The sequence below is a fragment of the Sphaerisporangium sp. NPDC051017 genome (assembly GCF_040683095.1).
GTDB lineage: Bacteria > Actinomycetota > Actinomycetes > Streptosporangiales > Streptosporangiaceae > Sphaerisporangium.
Map to the genome: position 1 here is coordinate 97,920 of NZ_JBFBCI010000008.1, position 25,521 is coordinate 123,440.

Below are 25,521 nucleotides of genomic sequence, written 5' to 3' on the forward strand. Positions count from 1 at the left end.
TCGTGGCGTAGTGACGCATGGTCGGAATGCGTGTCAAGACGCTGAGGATGTTGCCAAGTCGCCCTGTTATGGCGACCTTGAGTGCTCTTGTCACGCTCCAATGCAGGCGTTTGGATCTAGGGGTGATCTTCTGCGGTTCGTCACAACCGGCGGGGTGCGGATGTGTCACCCGTATCGCTGCCTGTCCCACCCAGTTCGGTCCTGTCTGGGCGCGTCGGTCATCAGCCTGCGCCGTCCTCCAAGAGAAGGGGTCGCGACCTTGACCATGCTGACCTACACCCTCATCACCGACCCGGCACCCCTTGCGGCGTCAGAGGCCGGGCGGCAGTCCAAGTCCACGGGGACGGTGTACCTGCTGGTCACGAACACCGGGCAGACGGCGTACTCCAAGATCACGGTGACGGTTCCCGTCGGCACTGGCGCCGGCCACCTCACCCAGGACTTCACCACGATCACCCCCAAAGGCGAGTACACCGACATCAAGTCAGGCCTCACCCGTTCGGTGACCGTCCAGGCGCAGGGCTTCGCTTTCCAGGTCACCGACCAGGGCGGTAGCGCAATCAGTTTCGGCCCCGGTGACTACATGGTGCTGACGCTGGAGAACGTCACTGTCGCCCCCAAACCCGGGCTGGCCGTGCTGCGGGTGACCGAGGCCGCCAGCAGGAACAAGGGTGGGGTCCTGCGCAACAGTGACACGGCGGTGGCGCTGGTGAAGACCGCGCCAAAGGAGATACCGGCGCCGCGCGGCTTCCTCGCGGACAACGCCGTAGTGGACGCCGGAACAAAGGTCACGCTGAGCTGGGAGGGATCCGACGACTTCACATACGAGATCCTGTTCCCGGGCGGCCGGAAGCCCGTTCCCAAGGTCAAGCACACCGGGTCGCATGGCCCGTACTCCTTGGTCCTGGACGCCAACGACGCCCCGAAGCGCGACACCACCTACACCCTCATCGCCAGTTCCGGCACCCAGCGGCACACCTTCACCACGACCGTTCAGGTGCGCAATCCCATCGTGGAAACCCTCACCGCCGTCAATGGCGTCACCACCCCGTGGGTACAAGGGTCGACCAAGGGCGACGGAGCCCTCACCTTCTCCAAGGGCGCGATGCACGTGAGGCGCGAATTCGGCTCCCAGGAAGGCGCGGCCTTGTACGCCGGCGAGGCCACTGTCAGCGGTGTCGCCACCGAGTACGTGAAGGGGCTTAAGAGCGGCGACGGAGATATCACCTTCCTCCCCGGCGGGGTGAAAGTCTGGAGCACACGCGGTTCCAATGACGCGGGCACCCTGTACGCCGACAAGGCCGACCTCAACGGCGTCAACACCGAATGGGTGCAGGGAAGAAGCACCGACGACGGATGGATCAGCTTCCTCAAGTATGGGCTGCAGGTATACCAGGGCGGGAGGGACACCACCACCCATGGTGTTGTGTACGCCGACTCCATACGCGCGAAGGATGCCCCCTACGGGCAGGGTGGCGGGTGGATCAACCTCCACGACGAAGGGATAACCGTTTACCTGTCAAAGGACGGGAGTAATGGGCTTGGGAGCGTGACGGCCCGCGCCTACAACCGCTGACTGCACCACCGCTCAAGAAACAACCCCTACACACGAAATGGCCCCCGAGGATGCTCCGGGGCCATTTCGTGTGTAGGGGTTGGAGAGCAGAGAGAGAAAGGGGCCTCGACCCCGAGGTCGTCCTGCGGTCGGATGGCGGCGTGGCGCGTGCCCGCCACACGGTCGTGATCACCGGGGCCCGCGCGGTGGCCGGTCAGGCGCTCACGTTCGGACGGCTCTCGCCGTTCGCGCGGCCCGTGCTGGTCAACGGCGCCGCAGGTGTGGTCGTGGCCGCCGAGGGTCGGCCGTTGTCCGTCATGGCCTTCACCGTGACGAACGGGAAGATCGTCGGCGTCGACGTGCTGGCCGATCCGAGCGCCTGACCCGGCTCGACCTGGGCGAGATCTAGGCAACTAAGTCTTTCTTGACAAGTTAATTTTTCGGAAGCTAGTCTTCCGGCATGCAGGACATCGCCGTGATCGAGGACCCGGCCGCCGCCGAGGTCTCGCTGGACCCCATCCGGGCTCGGCTCCTCGCCGAGCTCAGCGAGCCCGGCTCCGCCACCATGCTGGCCGCCAAGGTCGGCCTGCCCCGGCAGAAGGTCAACTACCACCTGAAGACGCTCGAGGCGCACGGGCTCGTCGAGATGATCGAGGAGCGGCGCAAGGGCAACGTCAACGAGCGCATCATGCGCGCCACCGCGGCCTCCTACGTGATCTCGCCGACCGCGCTGGCGTCGGTCGAGCCCGACCCGGCCCGGTCCCCGGACCAACTGTCGGCGAGCTGGCTGCTGGCCGTCGCGGCCCGGCTGGTCCGCGACGTCGGGGCGCTGATCACCGGCGCCGCCCGGGCGCGCAAGCGTCTGGCGACCTTTGCCATCGACGGCGAGGTGCGCTTCGCCTCGGCCGCCGACCGGGCCGCGTTCGCCCAGGAGCTCGCCGGGGCGGTCACGGCGCTGGTGTCCAAGTACCACGACGAGTCCGCCGAACAGGGCCGCGACCATCGCATCGTCGTCGCCCTCCACCCGAGCAACCCCAAGCAATAAGGAAGCCTGATGACACACCCGTTCGAGCTGAGCCTGGAGATCGAGCTCGAGGCCACCCCCGAGCAGGTCTGGGACGCGATCGCCACCGGGCCGGGGGTCGACTCCTGGTTCATGGGACGGAACGAGTTCGGCAGGTCCGTCGGTGGCGACGTCGCCCTGACGATGCTGGGCCATACGGAGCGCGCCACGATCACCGCCTACGAGCCGGGCGCCCGCCTCGCCACCCGTACGCCGGAGGCCCCCGACGGCCGGTTCTCGACGTTCGAGTACCTCATCGAGGGGCGTGAGGGCGGGACGGCCGTGCTGCGGCTCGTGCAGAGCGGCATGCTCGGCGACGACTGGGAGACCGAGTTCGAGGCGATGAAGGTCGGCTGGCCCATCTACCTGGAGACCCTCAAGCAGTACCTCGCGCACTTCACCGGCCGCACGCCGTCCGTCACGACGGTGTTCCGGCCCGGCGCGGGCGGCTCGGACGCCGTCTGGAAGGTCGTCACGGACTCGCTGGGCGTCACGCCGGACGTCGGCGCGGGCGCTGCGGTCCGGCTCCCGGACGGCTCCGCGGGGGTCGTCTACTTCGCGAACCTGCCCGTCAACCTGGGCGTCCGGACCGGCCAGGGCCTGTACCGGTTCATCTACTCCGGCGACGACCGCGGCGACGTCCTCGTGCTCGGCCACCAGAACTTCGCGGGCCGCGATGAGCAGGCCGCGTGGGACGCCTGGATGGCCGAACGCTTCGGCTGACCGGCCCGTCCCTCTCAGCGCGGTCCGTCGTACGCACTGACGGACCTTGGGCCGCGCCACACGATCACCCCCCTGGCACCACGGGCGGATTCGTGGTGCCCGAAATCACTCACGCAACCCCGACAGGAGACATCCCATGCGCATCGTGACCGTGAGCTTCATCAGCCTGGACGGCGTCGTGCAGGCGCCGGGCGGCCCGGACGAGGACACCGACGGCGGCTTCGCCCACGGCGGCTGGTCGTTCCCGTTCTTCGACCCGGAGATCGTCGGCGGCGCCTTCGACGACGCGATCAGCAAGGCCGGCGCGCTGCTGTACGGCCGCCGCACGTGGACAGGCATGGCCGCGGCGTGGCCCCAGCAGGCCGGCGACCCGTTCGCCGACCGGATGAACTCCATCGCCAAGTACGTCGTGTCCGACACGCTGGCCGACAACGAGCTGACGTGGAACAACACCACGCGCATTCCCGGCCGTGAGGCCGTCGACCGCATCCGGGAGCTGCACAAGGCAGACGGCGGCGACCTGCTCGTCATGGGAAGCCCCACGCTCGTGCGCACCCTCCTGAGCGAGGGGCTGGTCGACGAGCTGCGGCTCATCACCACGCCGGTGATCCTCGGCGGCGGCAAGAGCATCTTCCCCGGCGACGGCACGCTGCGCACGCTGGAGCTGGTCTCCACGGTCACCAACGACAAGGGCGTGAACGTGTCCACGTACCGGACGGTCGCCGAGAAGTGACCCCATCACGGGACGTCGATGACCTCGATCGTCCAGGGGCATGACGCCGTGATCTCCAGGTGGAACGTCCCGGCGCGGTACTGCGGGGTGGCCTTGTCCGCGGACTTGCCCGTCTCGTTCGCGGCCAGGTCGACCAGGGACGTTCCCTCGGTGATGTGCGCCGAGAAGATCCCCGTGCCGATCCCGTCGCCCGAGCAGTTGTAGGTGTAGTGCAGTTCCCATGACGCATCCACGGTGAACTGGGCGGTGTTCTTGGTGCCGTTCCCGTTGTCGGTGAGCAGCGTCCTGCGCGCGCCGGGCTGCGACGCCGGGTCCTGAGACGGCTGCGTGGCCGGCGGGGGCTGCGTCGCGGGATCGGTGGGGGCCGTGGGGACGGTCGCCGGTTCGCTCGCGGCGGGCTGCGACGGCGGCTGGGCGGCGGTGGAAGGCCGCTGAGCGGCCGGTAATCGATCGGCGGGCTCGAGCGAACCCGTCGCGCCGACGGTCACCAGGGCCGCCGTACAACTGAACAGCACCACCACGGGCAGGCCCACGGCGAACAGCCAGAACAGCGGCCCGCGGCCCGGCCGGGGCGGTGGGGGCGGCGGCGGGTAGCCGTAGCCAGGAGGCGGGCCGTACGGGGGCTGGCCGGGGCCGTGCTGGTATGCCATCTGTGACTCCGGGGACGACGGACGTTTCTCTCGTGGACGGGCGGCGTTCCCCGGAGGGTTACCGGCAGATCCGAGCAGAGATCGGATCGTTAGTCCCGCGCGGCACCTCGGCGGGCGGTACGGAATGATGTGCGGCGGTGGGTGATGGAACGACCGCACAGGAGACCACGATGACCGACCAGGCCGATCAGACGATCAAAGTGTTGCGCGCCGGGCTCGACGAGTTCGCCGCGCTGGTGAACGGCTTCACCGAAGAGGACCTCGCCCGCGTCTCGGGCGCCTCGGAGTGGGACGTCTCGCAGGTGCTGAGCCACCTGGGCAGCGGCGCGGAGATCAGCCTCGCCGCCCTCGACCGGGCCCTGAGCGGCGAGGGTACGCCGCAGATGGACTTCATCCGCGGCGTGTGGGCGCGATGGGATGGGATGTCGCGCGCCGAGCGTGCCGCGGAGGTCGTCGGCGTCAACGAGGCGCTGGTGAGCCGGTTCGAAGGGCTGGACGAGGCGGCGCGGCGGGACCTGCGCGTCGAGCTGTGGTTCCCGGTCCCCGCGCCGGACGTGGCCGGGTTCGCCGGGATGCGGCTCAGCGAGTTCGCGTATCACACCTGGGACGTCAAGGTCGCGTTCGACCCGGCCGCGACGCTGAGCCCGGAGGCCACCGAGCTGATGGCCGACGGCATCGCGAGCTTGATCGGTTTCGCCGGCAAGGCCGACCGGCTCGGCGGGCGCGAGGCGGCCGTCGAGGTGCGCACGACCGCGCCGGAGCGGTCCTTCGGCCTGGAGATCCGCGACGCGGTGCGCATCGCGGACGTTCCCGGCGCGCCGGACGCCGTCCTCGCCGCTCCCGCCGAGTGGTGGCTGCGCCTGGTCTCCGGCCGCCACGCCCCCGAGCACACCCCGGACGGGGTGCGGCTGACCGGGGACGCTCTCACCCTGGACGACCTGCGCGCGGTCTTCCCCGGCTTCTAATGGGAGCTACCGGGTCGGTCTGATCAGGCAGACTCGGTGCCTGGTAGCACCGCCGGTGAATGAGCACTCTCCGCTTCTGGGCCGTTTGAGCCCTTGGGTCGGACCGTGCGCACGCTGATCGTTTTGGCGGCGCCGGACTGGTCCGCCAGGCGTTCGAAGGTGAGGGTGAGTTCGGCGCCGGTCGTGGCGGCGGTCAGGTGGGGATCGCGCAGGAGGACCGCTGCCACGGGACGGTGCCAGGTGACGGTCAGCTCGTCGAGGGTGCGGCGGGGGTCGGACACGGTGAGCGTCGCGGTTCCGTCGCCCTGCTCCCGGACGAGCACCGCGCACGGGGCCGACGCGGTCAGCGCCCCTGCGCCGCCGCCGTCCCGGCCGGACGGGTCGTCGTTCTCACCCCAGGCGCCGGCGTCCCCACCAGAGGCGCCGTTGTTCCGGGCGGAGGGGCCGTCGTTCCCGTCTGAGAGGTCGCCGTCCCCGTTGGTCCGGCCAGAGGTGCCGGTGGAGGTGCCGGCGTGCCAGAAGTTGACGGCCGTGATCCCGAGGGAGGGGACGTGGACGCCCTGCCGCCGGGCGGTGTTGTCCAGCACGCGCACCCACCCGGCGGCGGTCGCGCGGGCCCGGGTCCCGGCGCGCCCGGCGCCCGGTAGCAGGACGTACGCGTAACTCGCGGACACCGGGTCGGTGCCGTGGTCCAGCCAGAGGGTGGCGTAGCTCCGGGTGACGCGCCCCGGGCCGGCGCGCTCCTCGCGGAGGGCGCGCAGGCGGGGACACGCGAGCAGGACATATCCGCCATGCCCATCCAGATGCGCCCAGCCCTCGCGCTCGTCCACGGTGAGCAGCGCGTCGGTCCGGCGGTTGTCCACGATCGTCTCGACGGGCACGCCGTCCGCGCCGGTGATCCCCGCGCCCAGGCAGACCACCGCGTCGTCCAGGAAGAACCACGACTTGTAGGCCTCCATCGTGCTTTCGAGGCCGTTCAGGTGCTGGCCGACGGCCGCGTACACGCCGTCGGTCGCGCCGCCGACCCAGCGGCCGGGCGGGCACGTGTCCCCCCACCCCTCCCCGGCGCCGTCGGGCAACCGCAGGGTGGAGACGGTCGTGCCGGGCAGGCGGTACGGGTCGACGGTGGTCCAGAAGGAGTCGGAGTACTGGGCGCCGTGCCCCCCGGTCCACCAGTAGAGCATCCCCGAGCCGGTGTGCCAGCCGCGCAGGTTCTCGCCGTTGCCGTGCTCGTAGTGGCCGACCCGGTGTGACGCCATGCTCAGCGCCGCACACCAGCCCGGCCGGCGGTGGACGGCGCGGGCGCTCATCGTCATCAGCCGGTGCCCCGGCGGTTCGGCGGACGCGGGGACGGCGTCGTCGTCCAGGATCGCGGCCAGACGGGCGTGGAACGCCAGGTCGGAGGACTCGGCGGCCGTCAGCATGGGCCGCTCGGTGTCCCGCAGCGCCCACCCCTTGACCATGCCCCGCCAGCGGGCCCGCTCCTCGCCGGAGGCCGACTCCCCGAGCAGCAGCACCGCGGCGGCGATCTCGCGTCCGCGCTCGTGGTCGCCGTACGGGGTCCGGGCGACTCCCCGGCCGCGCACGAGGTCCATGCAGAAGCCGTCGTGGACGAACGGGGCGAACGACCGCTCGACGGCGTCGAAGACGACCTGCCGGTTCGGGTCGGCGACCTCCCAGGGCGTGCCGCGCAGCACCGCGAGCAGCGTCGCGACGCCCGACAGCAGCGACACGCCGTACGCGCCCTGGTAGGGGACGGTCGTGTGCTGGATGAACGAGCCGTCCCGGTAGAACCCGTCGCCCTCGGTGACGTACGGGAAGACGGGGGAGAGCGCGGCGACGGCCCGCGCGGCCCTGCCGGGGTCGGAGGTGAGCATGGCGCGCAGCAGCGTCACCACGCACAGATCCACGCGGTTGGCTCCGGTGCTCTTGTCGCTGTAGTGGTCCAGCACGCTTTCCGGGACGAAGTGGTCGACCGCGTCCCGTAGCGCCCCGCGCCGCGCGTCCCCCAGGTGCGGGCCGATCAGTAGGGTCGCGTCGAGCAGCTTGCCGGGGACGCCTATCCGCCAGTGCCACCAGTTCCCGTACGGCTCCGCGCCGGCCGCGTACACCAGCCGCCGGTAGTGGTCGACGCCGGCCGCCACCGCCGCGGCCAGCCCCGCGTCCCCGGTCACCCCGGTCCCCGGCAGGACGTACGCCCGCGCCATGGCCCGCAACCGCCCCGGCGTGGCGACGAACGACGGGAACGGCTGGTCACGCCAGAGGGACCCGGCCGCCGGCTCCATGGCGTCCCGGTACGCCACCGCCTTGGCCCCGAACTCCGCGAGCCTGTTCCGATACGGCTCCCGAGCCGCGTCGAACCCCGCCCCCGCACTGACGTCCCGCCACCGCCGCCGCAACACCTCGAACGCGCCCTCGGGAGCGGCCCCCACGGCCCGTGCCCCGGCCGAGGACCGCCCCGACAGCAGCGCCCCCACAGCCGCAACCCCACCAGCCTGGAGGAACAACCGCCTGGAGTACCAGCCCACCGGCAGATTATGACCCAGACGATCACTCCCCGCTCCGGATCCCACGCCGTGTCCCTCGCGCGGTGACTACCGTGGACGGGTTCTCCGACGCGGGAGGGATCCATGGCAGGCACGTACGACGACACGGGCACGGACGGCGAGGAGGCGCTGGCCGGGGATGGCGTCACCCAGGGCATCGTGCGCGTGGCGGGCACCGTCCGCCGCCCGGTCCGGCCCTTCACGGCCACCGTCCAGGCGTACCTGGCGCACCTGCGCGCGGCGGGCTTCACGGACGCCCCCACGCCGCTCGGCTACGACGACCAGGGGCGCGAGGTGCTCTCGTTCGTGCCCGGGGACGTCCCCGGCGAGCCCCTCCCGGCGGACACCGCGCGCGAGGAGGTCCTGGTCGAGCTCGCGCGGCTCGTCCGCCGGCTCCACGACGCCGCGCAGGGCTGGACGCCACCCGAGGACGCGGTCTGGGGAGGACTGCCCGGGAGGCGCAACACCGACGCCACCTCCGACGGCGAACCCCAGGTGGTCGGGCACCGCGACTACTGCCCCGGCAACGTCGTCTTCCGCGACGGACTGCCCGCGGCGCTGATCGACTTCGACCTCGCCAAGCCGACGAGCAGGGTCGACGACCTCGCCAACGCCCTGTACTACTGGGCGCCGCTGCTCGACCCGCGGGACAGATCGCCCGCGTACGCCGATCTCGACGTCCCCCGCCGCGTCGCCCTGTTCGCCGGCGCCTATGGCATGACCGGGCGGCAGCGGGAGGTCCTGGTCCCGGCGGCGGCTCGTATGATCGGCCGGTTCCACGTGAACATGCGGGCCGCGGCCGAGGTCGACCCGGTCTTCCGGCGGTTCTGGGACGAGGGCGCGAGGGACCGGCTGCCGAGGGCCGAGTCGTGGGTCCGCGAGCACGGGCCCGCCATCACCGCGCGGCTCCTCGCCTGACGCCGGACGTCCGGCGGGACGCGACGGGGAGGCTTGCCTAGGCTGGGGAATGACCGATCATGCGTTCCCGTGACTCGGGGGTCTTCGACGGGGTGTATCTGGTCCCCGTGTCCCGGTACCGGGAGGTGGCCGCACGCCTGGAACTCCTGGTCACCTGATGGATCTCCCTCGGCGTTCCGCCCTGGGACCCACCAGCGTGGGCGCCATGTTTGAAATGTCATGATGCGTAGTTGATTGAGAGGGCGGGTTTCAATGGACAAGCGTGTTCTCGGTGACGGCGGGCCCGAACTGTCGGTGGTCGGCATCGGGTGCAACAACTTCGGGTCGATCATCGACGCGGACGCCGCCGCCGCGGTCGTGCACGCGGCCCTGGACGCCGGCATCACCCACTTCGACACCGCCGAGATGTACGGCGGCGGCAGGTCGGAGGAGTACCTCGGCGCCGCGCTCGGCTCCCGCCGTGACGACGTGGTGATCGCCACCAAGTTCGTCCCCCGGGAGGGCGCGTACCGGCCGGGGGCGCTCGCGGACCACATCCGCAGGTCGGCGGAGGGCAGCCTGCGCCGCCTCGGCACCGACCGCATCGACCTCTACTATCAGCACTTCCCCGACCCGGACGCGCCGATCGAGGAGGTGCTGGAGACGCTGGACGAGCTGGTGCGCGCGGGCAAGGTCCTGCACGTCGCGTCCTCTAACTTCTCGGCCGGGCAGATCGAGCGGGCGCAGGACGTGGCCACCGGCAAGGGATGGGCGCGGTTCACCGGTACGCAGATCGACTGGAGCCTGCTGTCCCGCGACGTCGAGGAGTCCATCGTGCCGGCGGCCACGGCGGCCGGCGTCGGGATCGTCCCCTACTTCCCGCTGGCCTCGGGGATGCTGACCGGCAAGTACCGCCGCGGCGAGGAACTCCCGGCCGGCAGCCGCCTCGCGGGCAACGCCGACCGTGCGGCCCGCCTCGCAACCGGCGAGAACTTCACCAAGGTCGAGGCCTTGGAGGCGTTCGCCGCCGAGCGCGGGCACACGGTCGTCGAGCTGGCGATCGGCTGGCTGCTGGCCCAGCCGTCCGTGGCCTCGGTCATCGCGGGCGCCACCCGGCCGGAGCAGGTCGCCGTCAACGCGGGCAGGGTGTGGACGATGACCCCCGAGGAGGCCGCCGCCATCGCGTCCCTCGCCCACTGACGCCCCCGGCGCGGCCACGGCGGTGCGGGCCCGCGTCGAGCGGCGGTTCCGGTCGCGTCGTTCCGCGCCGGTCCGCGTCTCAGCCGCGCGGCGCGTACATGATGACGAGGACGCCGAGCACGCAGACGGCCGCTCCGATGACGTCCCAGCGGTCGGGCCGGAACCCGTCCACGACCACGCCCCAGATGAGCGACCCCGCGACGAAGACCCCGCCGTAGGCGGCGAGGATGCGCCCGAAGTGGGCATCCGGCTGAAAGGTGGCCACCAGCCCGTACAGCCCGAGTGCGACGAACCCGGCCCCTGCCCACAACAGCCCGCGATGCTCACGCACCCCCTGCCAGACCAGCCATGCCCCACCGATCTCGGCAACGGCGGCCACCAGGAACAACAGAAGCGAACGCGCGACGGTCACCCGGCAGAGTCTAAAGAATGAGTCCGAAGAGGGTTGTCCCGGCCGGCCGAGCGCCGTCCGGGGCCCGCGTGGGCGAGCCCTGGCCAACGAAGCGTCTCTGATTGGCTTAGCGATCCTGTGCGTTACACAGAATCAAGGCACAACGAGCTGCCCGGTATTCACCAATCGTCTTCGTGCCCTGGTGCCGACAAATGGAGCCGCCGGCCCGTTGAGCACGTCCCTCCGGACGCCGACCGGCCAGGCGTGCACAGCCCGACCGGGGAGGGTGCCCGACGTCGCCTGGGCGCCGGGCGTGTCGGTAACAGTATGCCACGACCTAACTACGATTCGCTAATCGAATCAGAAAGCCTACGTAGGGATGCCCGGGATCATGGGACCCCCCTACGTCATCCAGATGGCGGTCGTGAGAACTCCGCCCAGGACCGCGGCTCCGATGGCGCGGATGTACATGCGTTTCTCCTCGTTGGACGTGGACACATCTTCGTGCCCGTGATCACCCTAGAGGTTTGGCGTGATGAACCATGACATCTAGGGATCTCGCCACTACCGCCGAATTCCGCCTCAGGGTGCGCATATTGATAGCGCGTGAACATGGACAACACTCGTCGCATCCATAGGGAGTTGTGCCGCCATCCGATATCCGTGTTCGGCCCGTCCGGTCGGAACATCGGCCGGCATTCGCCGGAGTCGCCGCGTTGATTCCCATAAGTCCGTGGGATGGAATGTGCCGGTATGGCAGGGGCCTTGACGAGGGCTTCCAGCAGAGGCAAGCATGTAGAGGCCCTGTCGGTCGCTTATTCGATCCATTCGGCAATGGTCTCCTGAGTGTGCGGGCGCGCTCATGACTAGCGCGGGACGGTGAATGCCGGGTAGCGGGAAGAAGGAGAAAGCCGAGGGCCACGTCAATGAACTGAGCGGGACCGTCCACGGGCCCGTCGTTCAGGCGCGAGACGTCCACGGCGGAATTCATCTGCACCACGCGTCCGTCCCGTTGCCGAAGCCGGGGCAACTGCCCCCGGCCGGTGCGCTGGTCGGCCGGGCCGCGGTGCTCGCCCGGCTGGACGCGATGCGCGCGCGCCAGAGCGAGGCGGGCGTCCCCATGGTGGTGGTGGTCAGCGGGCCTCCGGGGATCGGCAAGACGGCGGTGGCGCTGCACTGGTCCCAGAGGCGGCGGGGCGGCTTTCCGGACGGCCAGCTCTTCGCCGACCTGCAGGGACACGCCACTGCCGACGCCCCGGTGCAGCCCACCGAGGTGCTCGGACGGTTCATCCGCGCCTTCGGGATCGCGCCCGAGCGCATTCCCGCCGGGCTGGCGGAACGTTCCGCGCTCTACCAGTCGCTGGTGGCCGAACGCCGCCTCGTCGTCGTGCTGGACGACGCCTTGTCGGCGGCCCAGGTCGGCCCGCTGTTGCCGGCCTCGGTGAACAGCGTCGCGGTCGTGACGAGCCGGTGGCGGCTGGCCGGGCTCCTGGCACGTGGTGCGCGGGCGGTGCACCTCGACCGGCTGGCGACGGACGCGTCGCTGGAACTGCTGGAGAGAACCGTGGGCGAGGACCGGGTGCGGGAGGACCCGCGGGCCGCCCGTGAGCTGGCGGAGTTGTGCGCGCGGCTGCCGCTCGCCCTGTGCGTGGCCGCCGCCCGGCTGGCCGCCCGGCCGCACTGGCCCCTGGCGGGGATGGTCGAGGCGCTGGCCAACGAGCGGCAGCGCCTCACCGCGTTGTCGGTGGAGGACGACATGACGATCCGCGCCGCGCTCACGATCTCCTACCAAGGGCTCGCCCTGCCCGAGGCCGCGCGCCTTTACAGGCTGCTCGGCCTGTTCCCGGCGGTGACGTTCGACGGCAGGGCCGCCGCCGCCATGGCAGGGCTCCCGTTCGCCGAGGTCCGGCTGCTGCTGGAGGTGCTGCTGGACGCCAACCTGCTGGAGGACGTGCCGGGCGGAGGCTACCGCTTCCACGACCTGACCCGGCTGCACGCGGGGGAGCTGGCCGAGCGGGAGGACCCGCCCGCCGCGCGCGACGAGGCCGTGCGCAGGGCACTCGACTGGTTCCTGGACGGCGCCGCCGCGGCGAACCGGACGGCGATGCCGTACCGTCGCGTCCGTCGCGACGCGGTGATCTTCGACCACGCAGAGCCTCTCACGTTCGCCGACGCCGCCGAGGCGCTCGACTGGCTGGAGCGGGAGTTCCACAACCTGCGGGCCGCCGCGCGCACGGCCTTTGAGCGTGGCCTGTTCCCTCTCGCGTGGCAGCTCGTGGACGGAATGTGGCCGTTGTTCCTCCACCGGGGACACCACGCCGAGCGCCTGGAGGTGGACCTGCTGGGCCTGGCGGCGGCACGCGCCGCGTCCGACTCCCACGCCGAGGCCAAGATGCTGAACCGGGCCGGAATGGCCCTGCGCACACTGGGCCGGCTGGACGAGGCCGCCGACCACTTCGGCCGGGCGCTGGAGATCTGGCGCCGTGACGGGAACGCCCAGCGGGTGTCGGGCGCCCTGCGCCGGCTGGGGTTCGTGGAACGCGACCGGGGGCGTACCGGCCAGGCCGTCGCCCTGTTCGAGGAGGCCCTGGAGGGCTACCGGGCGGAGGGAGTACCGCGCAAGATCGCCCTGGCGTTATGCGACCTCGGCGACGCGCTGATCGGCCAGGGCCGCCAGGAGGAGGCCGTCGCACGTCTCACGGAGGCACGACGGCTCCTCGCGTCCGAACCCGACGAGTACAACCGGGCCCGGGTCCTCATCCTGCTCGGCAGGGCCCGCCTCGGCGAGCCCGCCGGCGCGTCCGGCCTCCTGGAGGAGGCGCTGGGTGACATGCGGCGGATCGGCTCGGACACCGGCGAGGCCCAGGCCCACCAGGCACTCGGCGACCTCGCCGTCCGCCAGGGACGCCCCCGCGACGCGCGCGCCCACTACGAGCGCGCACGCGACCTGCTCCTGCGCCGCGGCGCCGACGTCACCCAGCTGACCGGCCTGCTGGAGGGCCTCGCCGGCGCCTGACGGTCACGTGCCCCACCGCCCGATGACCGTGGGCGGCATGGACGCGTTCTTCAGGGCCGAAAGCTCCTCGCAGGTCAGGGACGCGGATACCGGCGCGCGGTGCCCGATCTTCCAGCCCGCGTGCACGACTGCTGCCTGTAACGCGCGGATCGGATCCTCCGTGGCGGCCCAGACATGAAGGAACGTGCCGAACAGCGCGTCGCCCGCCCCCAAGGTGTTGACGACCTCCCTCGGGGTGACGGCCTCCACCCGGATCAGGGTGCCCTCCCGGGTGGCGGCCAGCGCGCCCTGTCCGCCGAGCCCGACGCCCGCCACCCGGCAGCGGGGGTACCGGTCGAAGAGCCTCTCGACCCACAGCGAGGGCGAGACCGGCAGGCATTCGTGGCTGCAGAAGATGATCTCCGCGCTCTCCAGCCACGGGAGGTTGTAGGCGTCGCCGAGATCGGTGATCAGATGGACGTCCACGGCGATGGGGACGCCGAGCCGCGCCGCCGGCCGGACCAGATCGCGGACGAACTTCGCGTTCGTCATGACCAGCAGGTCCGCCTCCTGGGCCTGTGACGCGAAGAGGTCCCATGGGTAGGTGACGCCGTTGACCGGCGCCAGATGGGGGAAGCCCATGCGGCGGCCGTCGGGCGTCACGAGCGTCACGCCCGACGACGACGTGCTTCCCTCGACGATCCCCGGGCCGAGAAGGCGCTCGCGGCCGAGTTCGGCGGTGATCGCGGCGCCCGCCGCGTCCCGGCCGACCACGCTGCACAGGCGGACGTCGTCGCCCAGCGCCCTCAGGACCCGCGCGATGTGGCCCGCCGCCCCGGACACCCCGGTCGCGAGCCAGCGCGGCGCCCACGTGGGGGCGTACCGCACCGGGAACTCCTGTATCCCCACCTGCGTGTAGAAGCTGACGGCCCCGGCCACGACGATCCTCCGGCTCACGCGGACATCCCTTCCGCGCCCGACTCCGCGCCCGACTCCGCGCCCGACTCCGCGCCCGACTCCGCGCCCGACTCCGCGCCCGACGGCACGCGGCGCACCAGCCGGATCCGTCCCCGCCCCGCCACCTCGAAGGACGACGCGAGCCGCTCCTCGGTCCTGCCGGTGTAGCGGCCGGCGATCACTGTGGCGGTGGCGAGGCTTTCCAGCGGCATCCGCGCGGCCCACCAGCCGTACAGGAACGAGCCGTACACGGCGGGCCACGGCCCGGCGGTGGCCTGGAAGCCCGCCGCACCGGTGATCGACACGAGCGGGCCGTCGCGCAGGGCGGCCAGGCATCCGTTCCTGCACCTGGCGACCACCACCGCGCAGCCCGGATGCCCGTCGAGCACGCCGGGACCGCAGGGCGGCGCGGCGACCTCGGCCGGGCTCGCGCCCACCAGTACGTCGGCGACCTCGTGCGCGTCTCCGGCCGCGGGGCCGCCGAGGTCCGCGACGATGTGCGTGTCGCCGAAGACGCGTTCCCCGGGAGACGGCTCGCAGCGGCGCGGCCCCCGGGTGACGAGCATGAGGTACGGCGTCCGCAGCGAGCCGCCGCGGGGGATGACGAGCACCGCCGGCGCGCCCGGCAGGCCGCCGGTCGTCCCGGCGGACGACGGGGGCCGGGTGAGCCGCAGCGCGCGCTCCAGCCGGAACAGCCGGATCTCGACCAGTTTCTCTAACATGCGGGATCTCTCCATTGCCGACGTGCGCGTCATTTGACGAGGTAGGGAAGGGCGGCGGGCCTGGCTGCCGGGACGATCGACGGCCGGCGCAGCTTCAGCAGGCGGTAGATGAGGCTGTGCATGTTCTCGTTGAACTTGCCGGGCGCGGAGGTGATGCGTTCGGTGACCCGGGAGTAGTGGCCCGGCCCCACCTCCGTCGCGGCCTCGATCAGTTGCTCGCGCAGCGACCGGCGCGGGGAGACGCGGGGAGCGATGGCCGCGAGGTGGGTGAAACCGGACGCCGGGTCGACGGCGGTGTGCGGGTACTGGGCGAGCATGACCGGCGCCCCGGTCGCCGCGCCGTACAGAGTGGCCGACCCGTGGTCGCCGACGACCCAGTCGGCCGCGGCGAGGACCCCGCGCCAGTCCGCCCCGGGCGGCACGACCATCAGGCCCTGCCGCAGGCAGTCGGCGAGCCAGGTGCGGATCTGCCAGACGCCGTGCCCGAACCAGGTGTTCGGGTGGAGCAGCGCCACGACGCGGAACTCCTGCCGGGGCAGCTCGGCGACCAGCCGCGCGATCACGTCGAAACGCCGGTTGAACAGCGACTGCGTGCCCCAGGTCGAGGTCACCACGACCAGCTTCTGGTTCTCTCCCACAGACAGCGCTCTGCGGTAGTCGTCGCGGTGCGGCAGGCTCGCGACCAACGTGTCGTACGACGAGTCCCCCACGACGACGCCCACGGGAAGCGCCTCGGGGCAGGACCGGCCCAGTCGCTCCAGCTCGGACTCGTGCGGCAGGACGATGGCCGTCGGCACCACGGCGCCGTCGTGCAGCAGCCGCTGGGCGTCCAGCCCGTACGCCGGGCGCGCGCTCGTGTTGCGGGCGGCGTCGCGGGGAGCGGGCACGAGCTTGTTGAAGCCGGCGCCGTGTGGCATGACGATCAGCGGCGCGTGCACCTCGTGCAGCGAGCCCAGGCTCGCCGCGATGGCGAGGTCGAACCGCTGTTGCCGCGTCGCCTGGAGCCAGGGAAGCGATATGACTCCCAGGCGGTCGATGAACCGTCGGACCCCGTTCCCGAAAACATCCGGGGCCGTGGTGAAGACGACCTGAATTCTCAGGTCCGACTCGACGAGACGAATCGCGTCGAGGAGTCGCTGTCCCGAGGTGACGGTGTGGACCACCACGAGAACCGACTTGCAGCCCTCGCGCGTCACCCATCGGCGGGCGTCAAGCCCGATCGGGACCCGGTGCCATTCGTGTTCATTCATTTGTTCGACGTGCCCCCTTGGTCCAGCCTTCGGCTGCGGCGATCCCTGCATCGCCTGCTTCGAGCGTCGTCTCCGCACCTTGCGGAAACCCTTGCGGTGCTCTTGCCGTCGGCTTTCCGGCCTTGGAGGGAATGGGCCGGGCCGGGCCGTGCGCCGGGGATGACCACTGGATCTGACTCGTGTTCGGTGAAAAAATGTCAGGCCAGAGCCGTAAGGCAGGTCCCGCGGAAAGGGGCTCGAATGGAATTCCGTATTCTCGGTCCAGTCGAGTTTTGGTCCCAAGGACAACGGTTAGACCTGGGCTGGGCCCGAGAACGCCACATTTTGGCCATCCTTCTCATGAACCTGCGAAAGCCGGTCACGGTGAAGTCGCTCGTCCGCAACCTCTGGGAGGGCACCCCGCCGGACAAAGCCCGCGACCTTCTGTACAGCGCCGTAACCCGGCTGAGGAGGGGACCGTTGAGCGGTGCCGGTGAAGGTGTGAGTCTGCGCAATATCTCCGGGGCCTACGTGCTCGATACCGATCCTGAAAACGTCGACTATCACCGGTTCCGCACGCTCCGGTCGCAGGCTCGCGCGCTGACGGAGGCTAGGGAGACCGTGGGCGCCATCGGCGTGTACCGGGAGATGGCCCGGCTCCGGCGCGGAGAACCCCTGGCGGGACTGTCAGGCGCTTGGGCGATCGGAACCCGCCGGAACCTGGAGGAGGAACTGCTGCTCAGCACCGTGGACCGTATCAACCTCGAGATCCGGCAGGACGTCGGCGCCGACCTTCTGACCGAACTGGACGAATTGATCAAACGATTCCCGTTCAACGAGAAGCTGGTCGAGCTGCGAATGCTGGCGCTCTACCGAAGCGGCCGCCCGACGGACGCTCTCGCCGCCTACCGCCAGGCTCACCAGCGCCTGGCACGCGGCGTCGGCATCCAACCCTCCCCAGCGCTCCGGGAGGTGCATGAGCGCATCCTCCGGGGCGATCCGGCGCTGCTGCCCGAGCCCGAGCCTCGCGTCCACAGGGGGCGAAACAATCTTGTTCACGACACCGCCGCCTTCACGGGACGGACGGCCGAGCTCGATCAGATACTCAGGCGGCAGGCGCGGAAGGACGCGGTCACCGTGATCACGATCGACGGCATGCCGGGTGTCGGCAAGACCGCGCTGGCCGTGCACCTGGCTCACCGGCTCGCCGAGGAGTATCCGGACGGGCTGCTCTACCTCGACCTCCACAGCCACGACGCCCGGGCCGAGCGGATGGACCCGGTGACCGCCCTCGGTCGGCTCCTGCGCGATCTGGGCGTTACTTCCCTCCGGGACGGGCTTGCCCCCATCCCGGAGGGGCTTGACGAGCGGGCGACGATGTGGCGCACCTATCTCGCTCACCGCAAGGTTCTCATCGTTCTGGACGACGCCGCCGGTCACGAACAGGTCAGGCACCTGCTCCCCGGAGTGCCTGGCTGCCTCGTGCTGGTCACGAGCAGGCGTCGGCTGGTCGGGCTGGACAATGCCCAGCCGCTGTCGCTGGACGTGCTGTCCCCCGAGGAGGCCGTCACGCTGTTCGGCAGGGTCCTCCGGCGGCGCCGTGTGACCCCGGAGGAAGAGGACGACGTCGCGACCGTCGTCCGATTATGCGGGTATCTGCCGCTCGCCATTCAGATGGTGGCGAGCCGCCTGGACCACCGGGCCGCGTGGACCGTGGCGGACCTCGCGGACCGGTTGGAGAAGGCCGGCCGGCTGCTGGGGGAGATCCGGGCCGGGGACCGAGAGATCACCGCCGCCTTCGAGCTGTCGTTCCTGGATCTCGCCCCGGACCAGCAGCGGGCCTTTCGATGGCTCGGCCTGCACCCCGGGGTGGAGCTCACCGCCCGGTCGGTGGCGGCGCTGCTGGGGTACGAGGCCGCCGGTGCGGAGAGGTTCCTCGAGGAGCTCATGGACCACCACCTCATCGCCGAGCCGCGCCGAGGCCGGTACCGGTTCCACGACCTGATCCGCGAATACGCCCGCCTCCTGGCCGAGGAGGAGCCGGAGGACGAAAGAGACGCCACGATCGAGCGGGTCCTCGACTATTACCTGTTCACGGCCGACGCGGCGGACCGCCTGCTCTATCCGTACCGCCTTCGCGGCCCGATCGAGGTGCCCTCCGCGGTGAGCGTCGAGCCGGCCGTCCGTACTGCCCCCGAGGCGCGGGACTGGCTCGCCGTGGAGCTGCAGAACCTTCTCCTCGCCGCTCACTACGCCGACGCTCACGGGTCGAGGAGACACGCGGCACTCCTGGCGCGCGTGCTCGGCCGCTATCTGGAGTTGTGGGGGCCATGGGCAGAGGGAGCGCGACTGCACGAACGTGCCGTGATGATGTGGCGGGACATCGGGGATCGACGGGCGCTGGCGTACGCTCTGGCGGACCTGAGCGTGTTGCAACGGTGTTCCGGTCACTACGACAAGGCGCTCCGCTCGGCAGATGAGGCGCTCGAGATCCAGCGCGCCGCCGGTGACAAGAGGGCGGTCGCCGATCTTCTGGACCAGAAGGGTTTGGTGCACGGGTACCGTTGGGAGTTCGACGTCGCCTTCGGCTATCACGAGCAGGCACTGGACCTTCGGAGGGAAGGCGGCGACCGTTACGGCGAGGTGGACACCCTCAACTACATGGCGAAGGTCCACTACAACCGAGGGGATTATCCCAAGGCCGCGCGCGATCTGGAGACGGCGCTGGAACTGTGCCGGGAGGCCGGCGACCGGGGGCGGCAGCGGATGGCCCTCAACAACATCGCCAAGTTGGAAACGCGGCGCGGTGAGTATCGCTCCGCGCTCCGTCTTTACGAGGAAGCCATGTCCGTCGATCCGGTGATGGGTCCGCAGAACGAGGCATCCTGGCTGAACAACGTCGCTGAGGTGTATCGGCACCTGGATCGATACGTGGACGCGCTCGACCACTATCGGAAAGCGTTGGAGGCCTATAGGGAGATCGGCGATCCGCAGAGCGAGGCGGAGGTACTGAACAATATCGGCAACTGTCTTGTTTGCATGGGGAAAGACGGCGAGGCGCTCATTCACTACCAGAGCGCGCTGCACATCGCGATCGAGATATCGAGTCGCGGTGAGGAGAGCGAGGCGCTCCGGAATATCGGGACCGTCCACCATCGCGCGAATCGCAGTGATTCCGCCCTTGACTATTTTGAGAAGGCGCTGCATCGGGCCAGAGGCATTGGTGACGTGTACCGGGAGGCTCGTGCGCTCGATGAGATGGGCGCCACGCTCGCCCGTACCGGTGAAGCGGCGAGGGGGAGTGCATACTGGAGGCGGGCGCTTGACCTGTACGAGCACCTGGGCGTGCCCGAGGCGGACGCGCTCCGGCGGCGGCTCGCCCGGCGGGACGGTGTCGCGGGGTCGTGAGCCGACCGCCGGTTCGGAGCGCTTCTGCCATCATGGTCGTCGTCCAGAGATCGGGTGTCGTGGATCCAGCTTAAGTAGCGTTATGTACTGATATGGCGCATCGTTCGCCATTTGGAACGTTGTATAGCGATAAATCGGTCCTTTCGCATAATTCGGATAGCGCTGACGGCATCCCATAAGATCGCTGTCGAACAGCTACATCTAACGCGAGCGGTTCTCGCGGAAACCATATGTGAAAGGAACTCATGAAATCCGGTGGCGCTGTGGCGAAGCTCGCGCTCGCCCTCCTGGTGGCCTGGGTGTGGATGATCAACCAGCCGCCCGCCAAGCCCACGGTGTCGTCCGTGGCCGCGGTTAGCACGATCTCGGCTCCGTCGGTCGTAAGCCCGCACGGTTCGGCTCGGTTCACCGGTTCCGTGTGAACGCATGAAGAGTGGGGGAGGCCGCTTGGCCTCCCCCACTCGCGTGTTGATCCGGGGTGGTGTCGTCAGTAGGGCACACCCGAGGCGCACCCTCCACGGTTGATGAAGGGTGCCCCGCGCCCAGGTCAGGCGTACTGTTCGAGTTCTTCTGGGGTTTGGTCTACGTAGCCCTGGCTTACTTCGATGATGACGCCGTCGGGGTCGCGTACCCAGACGGTTTTCCAGCCGGGGATGTACTCGTCGAACTTCAGCGGGCCCAGGGTGATGTGGGCGTCGTCGCCGGCGAGGGCGAGGAAGGCGTCCACGTCGTCCACCTGGAAGGCCAGGTGGCGGGCGATGCCGGGGGTCGCCGGGCCGTCGTTCTCCGCCTCGGGGGCGGGTTCGGCCGTGGAGGGGAACAGTTCGAGCAGGGCCTCCCCGCGGCGGAGGAAGATGATGCGCGTGCCCTCCGCGTCCGCGACCCTGGCCCGCCGGAACCCGAAGTAGCGGGTGTAGAACTCCTCCGTGGCCTTCTGGTCGCGGCAGTTCAGTCCCACGTGCGACCAGCGCAGCGTGTCGGGCATGGTCACCGCCTCACTTGCCGAGGATGGGCGCGAACGGCACGCTGTCGTGGAAGTTCGACATGTAGGTGATAAGACCGTCCGTAACCACGAAATAGTTACAGACCCCGGCCTCGATGGACGCGCCGCTGGACGTCACGGCCGAGATGTGCGACACGACGGCGGCCTGCTCGCCCTCGACCACGATGTGGACGGGCCTGTTGGCGAAGGACGCGTACGTCTCGGGGAAGCCCTTCATCATGCCGCGCAGGGTCTCGCGGCCCTCGACGTGCCCGGCGAGCTGCTCGTCCATGATCTGGTCGGGCGCGAACAGGTCGCACCAGGTGTCCCAGTCGCCGGCGTTGGCGAGCTCGTAGTAACGGGTGATCACTTCTCTGGTTTCCACGGTCTTCCCTCAGGAGACGGGGGCGCTGTCCTGCACCCAGGTGGGGAGAGGGACATCGATCTGGCGGAGCAGGGTGAGCAGGTCGTCGACCGCCCACCGTTCGGCGAAGCGGCCGTTCTCCACGCGCCAGAGCTCGTGGGTGTACCACTCCAGGGCGTTGCCGGTGGGGGCGACGCCGAGGAAGGGGCCCACGTGGCGGCCGGTGAGCCGGATCCGGGTGAAGACGCGGTCGCCGGTGGCGACGATCTCCTCGGGGTGGGCGACCATCTGCAGGGCGTCGATCACCGCGCCCAGGTTGGTCTGGTAGATGGACAACCCCTCGACGTCGACGAGCCCGGGGTGGTGGTCGACGAAGTCCTCGGTCATCACCTCGTCGAGCCGGTCGAGCTCTCGCGCGTTGAAGAGCTGCGCGAAGCGCTGGTAGAGGAGCTCGCTCATGCCGATTCCGTCCTGCCGAGCACGAGGTCGGCGGCCTTCTCGCCGATCATGATGCACGGCGCGTTCGTGTTGCCCGCGACGATCTGCGGCATGATCGAGGCGTCCGCGACGCGCAGACCCTCGATGCCGTAGACGCGCAGCTTGTCGTCGACCACGGCGCCGTCGCTCGAGCCCATCCGGCAGGTGCCGGTGGGGTGCCACAGCGTCCCGGCGTTCTGGCGGACGTACTCGGCCAGCTCGGCTCGTCCCGTGACGCCCGGCCCGGGGGCGATCTCCTCCTTGACCAGCCCGGAGATGGCGCTGGTGGCGGCGAGAGCCCGGGACAGCTCGATGGCTTCGACGAAGCACTGGACGTCGGCCGGGTCGGTGAGGTACCGGGGCTGGACGATCGGCAGCTCGGACGGGTCGCCCGATTTCAGCGTGACGCTGCCCGTGCTGCGCGGCTGGATGATGACCGGGGCGAAGGTGAAGCCCGGCCCCTCGCGGTCGTAGGCGGGGGAGACGAACTTGATGCTGCCGAAGGCCATCTGCAGGTCCGGCGGCTGCTCGGCCGGCTGACCGCTCGTGTGGGTGAAGAAGCCCGACTCGGCGATCAGCGTGGGGACGAACGGGTGCTCTTCCTTGCTGAGGTAGCAGACCCCGGCGACCATGTGGTCCTGGAGGTTCTGCCCGACTCCGGAGAGGTCGGCGACGACGTCGATGCCGTGCTCGCGAAGGTGCGCCGCCGGGCCGATGCCCGAGAGCATGAGGATCTGCGGCGAGTTGAACGCGCCGCCGCACAGGATCACCTCGCCGTCGGCGTACGCCTGCCGCGTCGTCCCGTCCGTCACGTATTCGACGCCGACGGCGCGGCCGTTGCTGACCAGGACCTTCGTGACGAGGCTGTCGCTGCTCAGCGTGAACCGCTCGTGGTCGAGGATGGGCCACAGGTAGCCGGTGGCGGTGCTCGACCGCTGGAGGTCGTGGGTCTTGCTGGTCTGGTAGTAGAAGACCGTCTCGTCCTGGTCGGCGGCGGCGTTGTAGTCGAACCGCGGCCCCTGGTCCTTGAGGCCGACCTCCCTGCCGGCGGCGAAGAGCCGGGTGGACACCGGGCTGGGGCGGTTGTGGTACAGCACGTTGATCGGTCCGCCGACGCCCCGGTACTCGGAGGGGCCGTCCTCGAAGTCCTCGAGCCTCTTGAAGTACGGCAGCAGTTCCTCGTACGACCAGCCCTCGTTGCCGAGCGCGGCCCAGTTGTCGTAGTCGAGGCGGCTGCCCCGCACGTACAGCATGGCGTTGATCGAGCTGGAGCCGCCCCACACCTTGCCGCGCGCGATGGGCACCGTACGGTCGTGGAGCGCCGGCTGCGGGGCGGTGACGTAGCCCCAGTCGATCTCGCTCGGGCCCCAGAGGGACACGGTGGACGGAACCTTCTCGTCGTGGATCTCCGGCCGGCTGTCGCGGCCTCCGGCCTCGACGAGCAGGACCGTCGCGTCGCTGCCGGTGACCAGCCGGTTGGCGAGGGCGGCGCCGGCCGAGCCCGCGCCGATGACGATGAAGTCGTACGTGTCGCCGCTCATGCTCCCGCGTCCCGCTTGACGAAGTCGGCGGCCCGCTCGGCGACCATGACGACGGCGGTGTGGCAGTTGCCGGTGGTGACCTCGGGCATGACGGAGGCGTCGGCGATGCGCAGCCCGTCGACGCCGTACACGCGCAGCTGGGGGTCGACGACCGAGAGCGCGTCGGTGCCCATCTTGCAGGCGCCGACGTAGTGGTAGTAGGAGCCGAGGTTCTGCTTGACGAACTCGGTGACCTCCTCGCGGGTGGACACCGTGTCGCCAGGGGTGACCTCCTTGACGCCCCACTCGGCGAACGCGCGCGTGCGGAACAGGTCGCGCGCGAGCTCGAAGGCGTCGACCATGCGCTCGCGGTCGGAGGGGTGCGACAGGTAGCGGGGGTCGGCGAGGGGCGCCTGGAGCGGGTCGGCGCTGGCCAGCCGCAGCGTGCCGCGCGCGAGCGGGCGCACCAGGCCGGGGATCATGGTGACGAGCTGCGGGTGCGGCTGGGGCTGGAACTGCGCCCTGTGCACGAAGCCGATCTGCAGGTCGGGCAGGGGCCAGCCGCCGGAGTTGGCGAACAGGCAGACCTCGGACAAGTTCATCGCGGGGTCGGGCGCGGCCCGGTCGGTCATGTTGACCGGCGCGACGATCAGCACGTGGTCGTGGTAGTTCTCGCCGACGCCCGGGAGGTTCACGCGGACGTCGATGCCGAACTGCCTGAGGTGGTTCTCCTGCCCGATGCCGGACAGCATGAGCAGCTTGGGCGTTTCCAGGCCGTTGGCGCAGAGGATGACCTCGGAGTTCGCGCGGGCCTGGACGGTCTCGCCGCCGCGCACGAACTCGACGCCGACCGCGCGGTCGCCCTCGAAGATCAGCCTGGTGGCGCGCGAGTCGGCGCTGAGGGTCAGGTTGGGGCGTCCGAGGGCCGGCAGCAGGTACGCCGTCCGCACACTGAACCGCTTGCCGTCCTTGATGTCCAGGTGGTGCCACCCGGCGCCGGTCAGGTTGGCGTTGAAGTCCTCGGTGGACGGGTGGCCGAGCTCGGTGGCCGCGTCGAGGAACGTCTGCGACAGCGGGTTGGGGCCGTGCTTGCTCGCGTTGATGACGTTGACCGGGCCGCCCGTGCCCGCGGTCGGGTTGGTCCGGTCCTCCTGGTTCTCCAGCTTCTGGAAGTACGGCAGGACCTCGTTCCACGACCAGCCGGTGGCGCCGTGGTAGGCCCAGTTGTCGTAGTCCATCTGGTGACCACGCAGGTGGATCATGTGGTACAGGTTGCCGGAGCCGCCGATGCCCTTGCCGGCGGCCAGGTAGACCTTGCGCCCGTCGAGCGCCTCCTGCTCGGCCGTCCAGTACGCCCAGTCGATGGGGGTGAAGTGGTGCTCGGCCCAGCGGTATGGAATGTCGACGGTGGCGGGGATGGTGTCCGAGCCGGCCTCCAGCAGCAGGACCGTCGCGTCCTGTAGCTCGCTGAGCCGGTTGGCGATCACCGAGCCGGACGCGCCCGCGCCCACCACGATGTAGTCGTAGGTGTTCGTCACGTCACTACCTCACTTCTCCGCCGGCGACAGCGGGGTCAGCGCGCCGACGTGGTACTTGACGATGGCCAGGCCGTCCGGCGTCTTCGCCAGATCCCAGACCTGGGTGGCACGGAAGCTGTTGCGGCTCCCGTCGGAGGTCGTGGTGGCCGTCCAGATGACCGTGACGTCGACGTGCACAGTGTCGCCGTCGTCACGGGCGTCGAGCCGCTCGACCACGTGCACCTGATCGGTGAAGGACTCGCCGACGACGCGGTACCAGTCCTGGAAGTCGTCGTGGCTGCGTAGCGTGCGCTCGGGGAAGGCCATCTCCAGGTCCCGGTCGACGACCAGGGGAAGCAGCCTTTCGACCGGCTCGTGGGCGCTCAGCCGGTCGAACCACCGCTGCGCGAACTCGGCGGTCTCCGCGTCCAGCGCGAACTGATTGGCTGGCATTATGCCACTCCCTTGATTAGAACGGAATTTAATTATTAAGTCGGAATTGCCCCTTTGGGGCGCTCCGGCGGAAAAGCAGGAGCGCACTCGGATAAATGCACGTAGTGCCGTGCAGGGACTTGACACAGTGCCCTTGTGTTTCCATGAATCCCGTTCTCCGGCCGATACGCGCCC

The 25,521-nt window shown here is 70.1% G+C and carries 23 protein-coding genes; 11 read left to right on the forward strand and 12 right to left on the reverse strand.

What is annotated here, in order from left to right; all coding sequences use genetic code 11:
- The first annotated feature begins 259 nt into the window (after positions 1-259).
- The 5 genes from AB0M95_RS10050 (at position 260) to AB0M95_RS10070 (ending at position 4,074) form a co-directional block, all read left to right on the forward strand.
- Complete coding sequence (locus AB0M95_RS10050) at positions 260-1,576, forward strand: hypothetical protein (RefSeq protein ID WP_363761726.1); 1,317 nt, start codon at positions 260-262, stop codon at positions 1,574-1,576.
- A gap of 140 nt (positions 1,577-1,716) precedes the next feature.
- Complete coding sequence (locus AB0M95_RS10055; RefSeq protein WP_363761728.1) at positions 1,717-1,938, forward strand: hypothetical protein; 222 nt, start codon at positions 1,717-1,719, stop codon at positions 1,936-1,938.
- A gap of 77 nt (positions 1,939-2,015) precedes the next feature.
- Positions 2,016-2,600, forward strand: coding sequence for a helix-turn-helix domain-containing protein (locus tag AB0M95_RS10060; RefSeq protein ID WP_363761730.1), 585 nt, complete (start codon positions 2,016-2,018; stop codon positions 2,598-2,600).
- 9 nt (positions 2,601-2,609) lie between these two features.
- A complete protein-coding gene (locus AB0M95_RS10065; protein ID WP_363761732.1) occupies positions 2,610-3,341 on the forward strand; it encodes an SRPBCC domain-containing protein in 732 nt (243 codons plus the stop codon).
- Positions 3,342-3,477: 136 nt separating this feature from the next.
- Complete coding sequence (locus AB0M95_RS10070; protein ID WP_363761734.1) at positions 3,478-4,074, forward strand: dihydrofolate reductase family protein; 597 nt, start codon at positions 3,478-3,480, stop codon at positions 4,072-4,074.
- Positions 4,075-4,079: 5 nt separating this feature from the next.
- On the opposite strand, the gene AB0M95_RS10075 is transcribed toward AB0M95_RS10070, so the two are convergent.
- Positions 4,080-4,724 carry a hypothetical protein gene (locus tag AB0M95_RS10075; RefSeq protein WP_363761736.1) on the reverse strand — a complete coding sequence of 215 codons (645 nt, stop codon included), beginning with the start codon at positions 4,722-4,724 and terminating at the stop codon, positions 4,080-4,082.
- Between the two features lie 170 nt (positions 4,725-4,894).
- Between AB0M95_RS10075 and AB0M95_RS10080 the strand changes: the two genes are divergently transcribed.
- Entirely contained in the window at positions 4,895-5,689 is a 795-nt protein-coding gene (locus AB0M95_RS10080) for a maleylpyruvate isomerase family mycothiol-dependent enzyme (protein WP_363761738.1), read from the forward strand.
- Between the two features lie 23 nt (positions 5,690-5,712).
- Here AB0M95_RS10080 and AB0M95_RS10085 read toward each other — a convergent pair whose 3' ends face one another.
- Entirely contained in the window at positions 5,713-8,217 is a 2,505-nt protein-coding gene (locus tag AB0M95_RS10085) for a polysaccharide lyase 8 family protein (protein WP_363761740.1), read from the reverse strand.
- A 102-nt stretch (positions 8,218-8,319) separates the two neighbouring features.
- Here AB0M95_RS10085 and AB0M95_RS10090 point away from each other — a divergent pair, with 102 nt between their 5' ends.
- Positions 8,320-9,153: an aminoglycoside phosphotransferase family protein gene (locus AB0M95_RS10090; protein ID WP_363761742.1), complete on the forward strand. Its 834-nt coding sequence runs from the start codon at positions 8,320-8,322 to the stop codon at positions 9,151-9,153.
- Between the two features lie 252 nt (positions 9,154-9,405).
- The gene (locus AB0M95_RS10095; RefSeq protein ID WP_363761744.1) at positions 9,406-10,332 is read left to right on the forward strand and encodes an aldo/keto reductase; all 927 of its coding nucleotides are present in this window, start codon (positions 9,406-9,408) and stop codon (positions 10,330-10,332) included.
- Between the two features lie 79 nt (positions 10,333-10,411).
- Here the strand turns inward: AB0M95_RS10095 and AB0M95_RS10100 are convergent, their stop codons facing one another.
- A complete protein-coding gene (locus AB0M95_RS10100) occupies positions 10,412-10,744 on the reverse strand; it encodes a YnfA family protein (protein WP_358525455.1) in 333 nt (110 codons plus the stop codon).
- Between the two features lie 862 nt (positions 10,745-11,606).
- Between AB0M95_RS10100 and AB0M95_RS10105 the strand changes: the two genes are divergently transcribed.
- Positions 11,607-13,739, forward strand: coding sequence for a tetratricopeptide repeat protein (locus AB0M95_RS10105; RefSeq protein WP_363761746.1), 2,133 nt, complete (start codon positions 11,607-11,609; stop codon positions 13,737-13,739).
- A 3-nt stretch (positions 13,740-13,742) separates the two neighbouring features.
- Here AB0M95_RS10105 and AB0M95_RS10110 read toward each other — a convergent pair whose 3' ends face one another.
- From AB0M95_RS10110 to AB0M95_RS10120, 3 genes are read right to left on the reverse strand one after another with little or no spacing between them, the layout of a single operon-like run.
- Positions 13,743-14,675 (reverse strand): carbohydrate kinase family protein, encoded by a 933-nt coding sequence (locus AB0M95_RS10110; protein ID WP_363761748.1) that lies wholly within the window; start codon positions 14,673-14,675, stop codon positions 13,743-13,745.
- Complete coding sequence (locus AB0M95_RS10115) at positions 14,672-15,397, reverse strand: hypothetical protein (protein WP_363761750.1); 726 nt, start codon at positions 15,395-15,397, stop codon at positions 14,672-14,674. The genes AB0M95_RS10110 and AB0M95_RS10115 overlap by 4 nt, the downstream gene beginning before the upstream one ends.
- A gap of 29 nt (positions 15,398-15,426) precedes the next feature.
- Positions 15,427-16,647: a hypothetical protein gene (locus AB0M95_RS10120; RefSeq protein WP_363761752.1), complete on the reverse strand. Its 1,221-nt coding sequence runs from the start codon at positions 16,645-16,647 to the stop codon at positions 15,427-15,429.
- On the opposite strand from AB0M95_RS10120, the gene AB0M95_RS10125 reads away from it, so the two are divergent.
- Entirely contained in the window at positions 16,636-20,034 is a 3,399-nt protein-coding gene (locus tag AB0M95_RS10125) for a tetratricopeptide repeat protein (protein ID WP_363761754.1), read from the forward strand. The genes AB0M95_RS10120 and AB0M95_RS10125 overlap by 12 nt on opposite strands.
- A 263-nt stretch (positions 20,035-20,297) precedes the next feature.
- Positions 20,298-20,456, forward strand: coding sequence for a hypothetical protein (locus AB0M95_RS10130; RefSeq protein ID WP_363761756.1), 159 nt, complete (start codon positions 20,298-20,300; stop codon positions 20,454-20,456).
- 125 nt (positions 20,457-20,581) lie between these two features.
- Here the strand turns inward: AB0M95_RS10130 and AB0M95_RS10135 are convergent, their stop codons facing one another.
- The 6 genes from AB0M95_RS10135 to AB0M95_RS10160 are packed head-to-tail and all read right to left on the reverse strand — an operon-like array spanning position 20,582 to position 25,347.
- Positions 20,582-21,019 (reverse strand): VOC family protein, encoded by a 438-nt coding sequence (locus tag AB0M95_RS10135; RefSeq protein WP_363761758.1) that lies wholly within the window; start codon positions 21,017-21,019, stop codon positions 20,582-20,584.
- A gap of 10 nt (positions 21,020-21,029) precedes the next feature.
- Positions 21,030-21,401 (reverse strand): nuclear transport factor 2 family protein, encoded by a 372-nt coding sequence (locus tag AB0M95_RS10140; protein WP_363761760.1) that lies wholly within the window; start codon positions 21,399-21,401, stop codon positions 21,030-21,032.
- Positions 21,402-21,410: 9 nt separating this feature from the next.
- A complete protein-coding gene (locus tag AB0M95_RS10145) occupies positions 21,411-21,839 on the reverse strand; it encodes an ester cyclase (protein ID WP_358525471.1) in 429 nt (142 codons plus the stop codon).
- Positions 21,836-23,398: a GMC family oxidoreductase N-terminal domain-containing protein gene (locus tag AB0M95_RS10150; protein ID WP_363761762.1), complete on the reverse strand. Its 1,563-nt coding sequence runs from the start codon at positions 23,396-23,398 to the stop codon at positions 21,836-21,838. Before AB0M95_RS10150 ends, AB0M95_RS10145 begins: the two co-directional genes overlap by 4 nt.
- Complete coding sequence (locus AB0M95_RS10155; protein ID WP_363761764.1) at positions 23,395-24,915, reverse strand: GMC family oxidoreductase N-terminal domain-containing protein; 1,521 nt, start codon at positions 24,913-24,915, stop codon at positions 23,395-23,397. The genes AB0M95_RS10150 and AB0M95_RS10155 overlap by 4 nt, the downstream gene beginning before the upstream one ends.
- A 9-nt stretch (positions 24,916-24,924) precedes the next feature.
- The gene (locus AB0M95_RS10160) at positions 24,925-25,347 is read right to left on the reverse strand and encodes a hypothetical protein (RefSeq protein ID WP_363761765.1); all 423 of its coding nucleotides are present in this window, start codon (positions 25,345-25,347) and stop codon (positions 24,925-24,927) included.
- Between the last annotated feature and the right edge of the window lie 174 nt (positions 25,348-25,521).

Excerpts from the sequence above, each read along its gene's own strand:
- AB0M95_RS10060 (WP_363761730.1), top strand. The coding sequence starts at position 2,016 with ATGCAGGACATCGCCGTGATCGAGGACCCGGCCGCCGCCGAGGTCTCG.
- AB0M95_RS10065 (WP_363761732.1), top strand. The coding sequence starts at position 2,610 with ATGACACACCCGTTCGAGCTGAGCCTGGAGATCGAGCTCGAGGCCACC.
- AB0M95_RS10070 (WP_363761734.1), top strand. The coding sequence starts at position 3,478 with ATGCGCATCGTGACCGTGAGCTTCATCAGCCTGGACGGCGTCGTGCAG.
- AB0M95_RS10075 (WP_363761736.1), bottom strand. The coding sequence starts at position 4,724 with ATGGCATACCAGCACGGCCCCGGCCAGCCCCCGTACGGCCCGCCTCCT.
- AB0M95_RS10080 (WP_363761738.1), top strand. The coding sequence starts at position 4,895 with ATGACCGACCAGGCCGATCAGACGATCAAAGTGTTGCGCGCCGGGCTC.
- AB0M95_RS10090 (WP_363761742.1), top strand. The coding sequence starts at position 8,320 with ATGGCAGGCACGTACGACGACACGGGCACGGACGGCGAGGAGGCGCTG.
- AB0M95_RS10095 (WP_363761744.1), top strand. The coding sequence starts at position 9,406 with ATGGACAAGCGTGTTCTCGGTGACGGCGGGCCCGAACTGTCGGTGGTC.
- AB0M95_RS10105 (WP_363761746.1), top strand. The coding sequence starts at position 11,607 with ATGCCGGGTAGCGGGAAGAAGGAGAAAGCCGAGGGCCACGTCAATGAA.
- AB0M95_RS10115 (WP_363761750.1), bottom strand. The coding sequence starts at position 15,397 with ATGTTAGAGAAACTGGTCGAGATCCGGCTGTTCCGGCTGGAGCGCGCG.
- AB0M95_RS10120 (WP_363761752.1), bottom strand. The coding sequence starts at position 16,647 with ATGAATGAACACGAATGGCACCGGGTCCCGATCGGGCTTGACGCCCGC.
- AB0M95_RS10135 (WP_363761758.1), bottom strand. The coding sequence starts at position 21,019 with ATGCCCGACACGCTGCGCTGGTCGCACGTGGGACTGAACTGCCGCGAC.
- AB0M95_RS10145 (WP_358525471.1), bottom strand. The coding sequence starts at position 21,839 with ATGAGCGAGCTCCTCTACCAGCGCTTCGCGCAGCTCTTCAACGCGCGA.
- AB0M95_RS10150 (WP_363761762.1), bottom strand. The coding sequence starts at position 23,398 with ATGAGCGGCGACACGTACGACTTCATCGTCATCGGCGCGGGCTCGGCC.
- AB0M95_RS10160 (WP_363761765.1), bottom strand. The coding sequence starts at position 25,347 with ATGCCAGCCAATCAGTTCGCGCTGGACGCGGAGACCGCCGAGTTCGCG.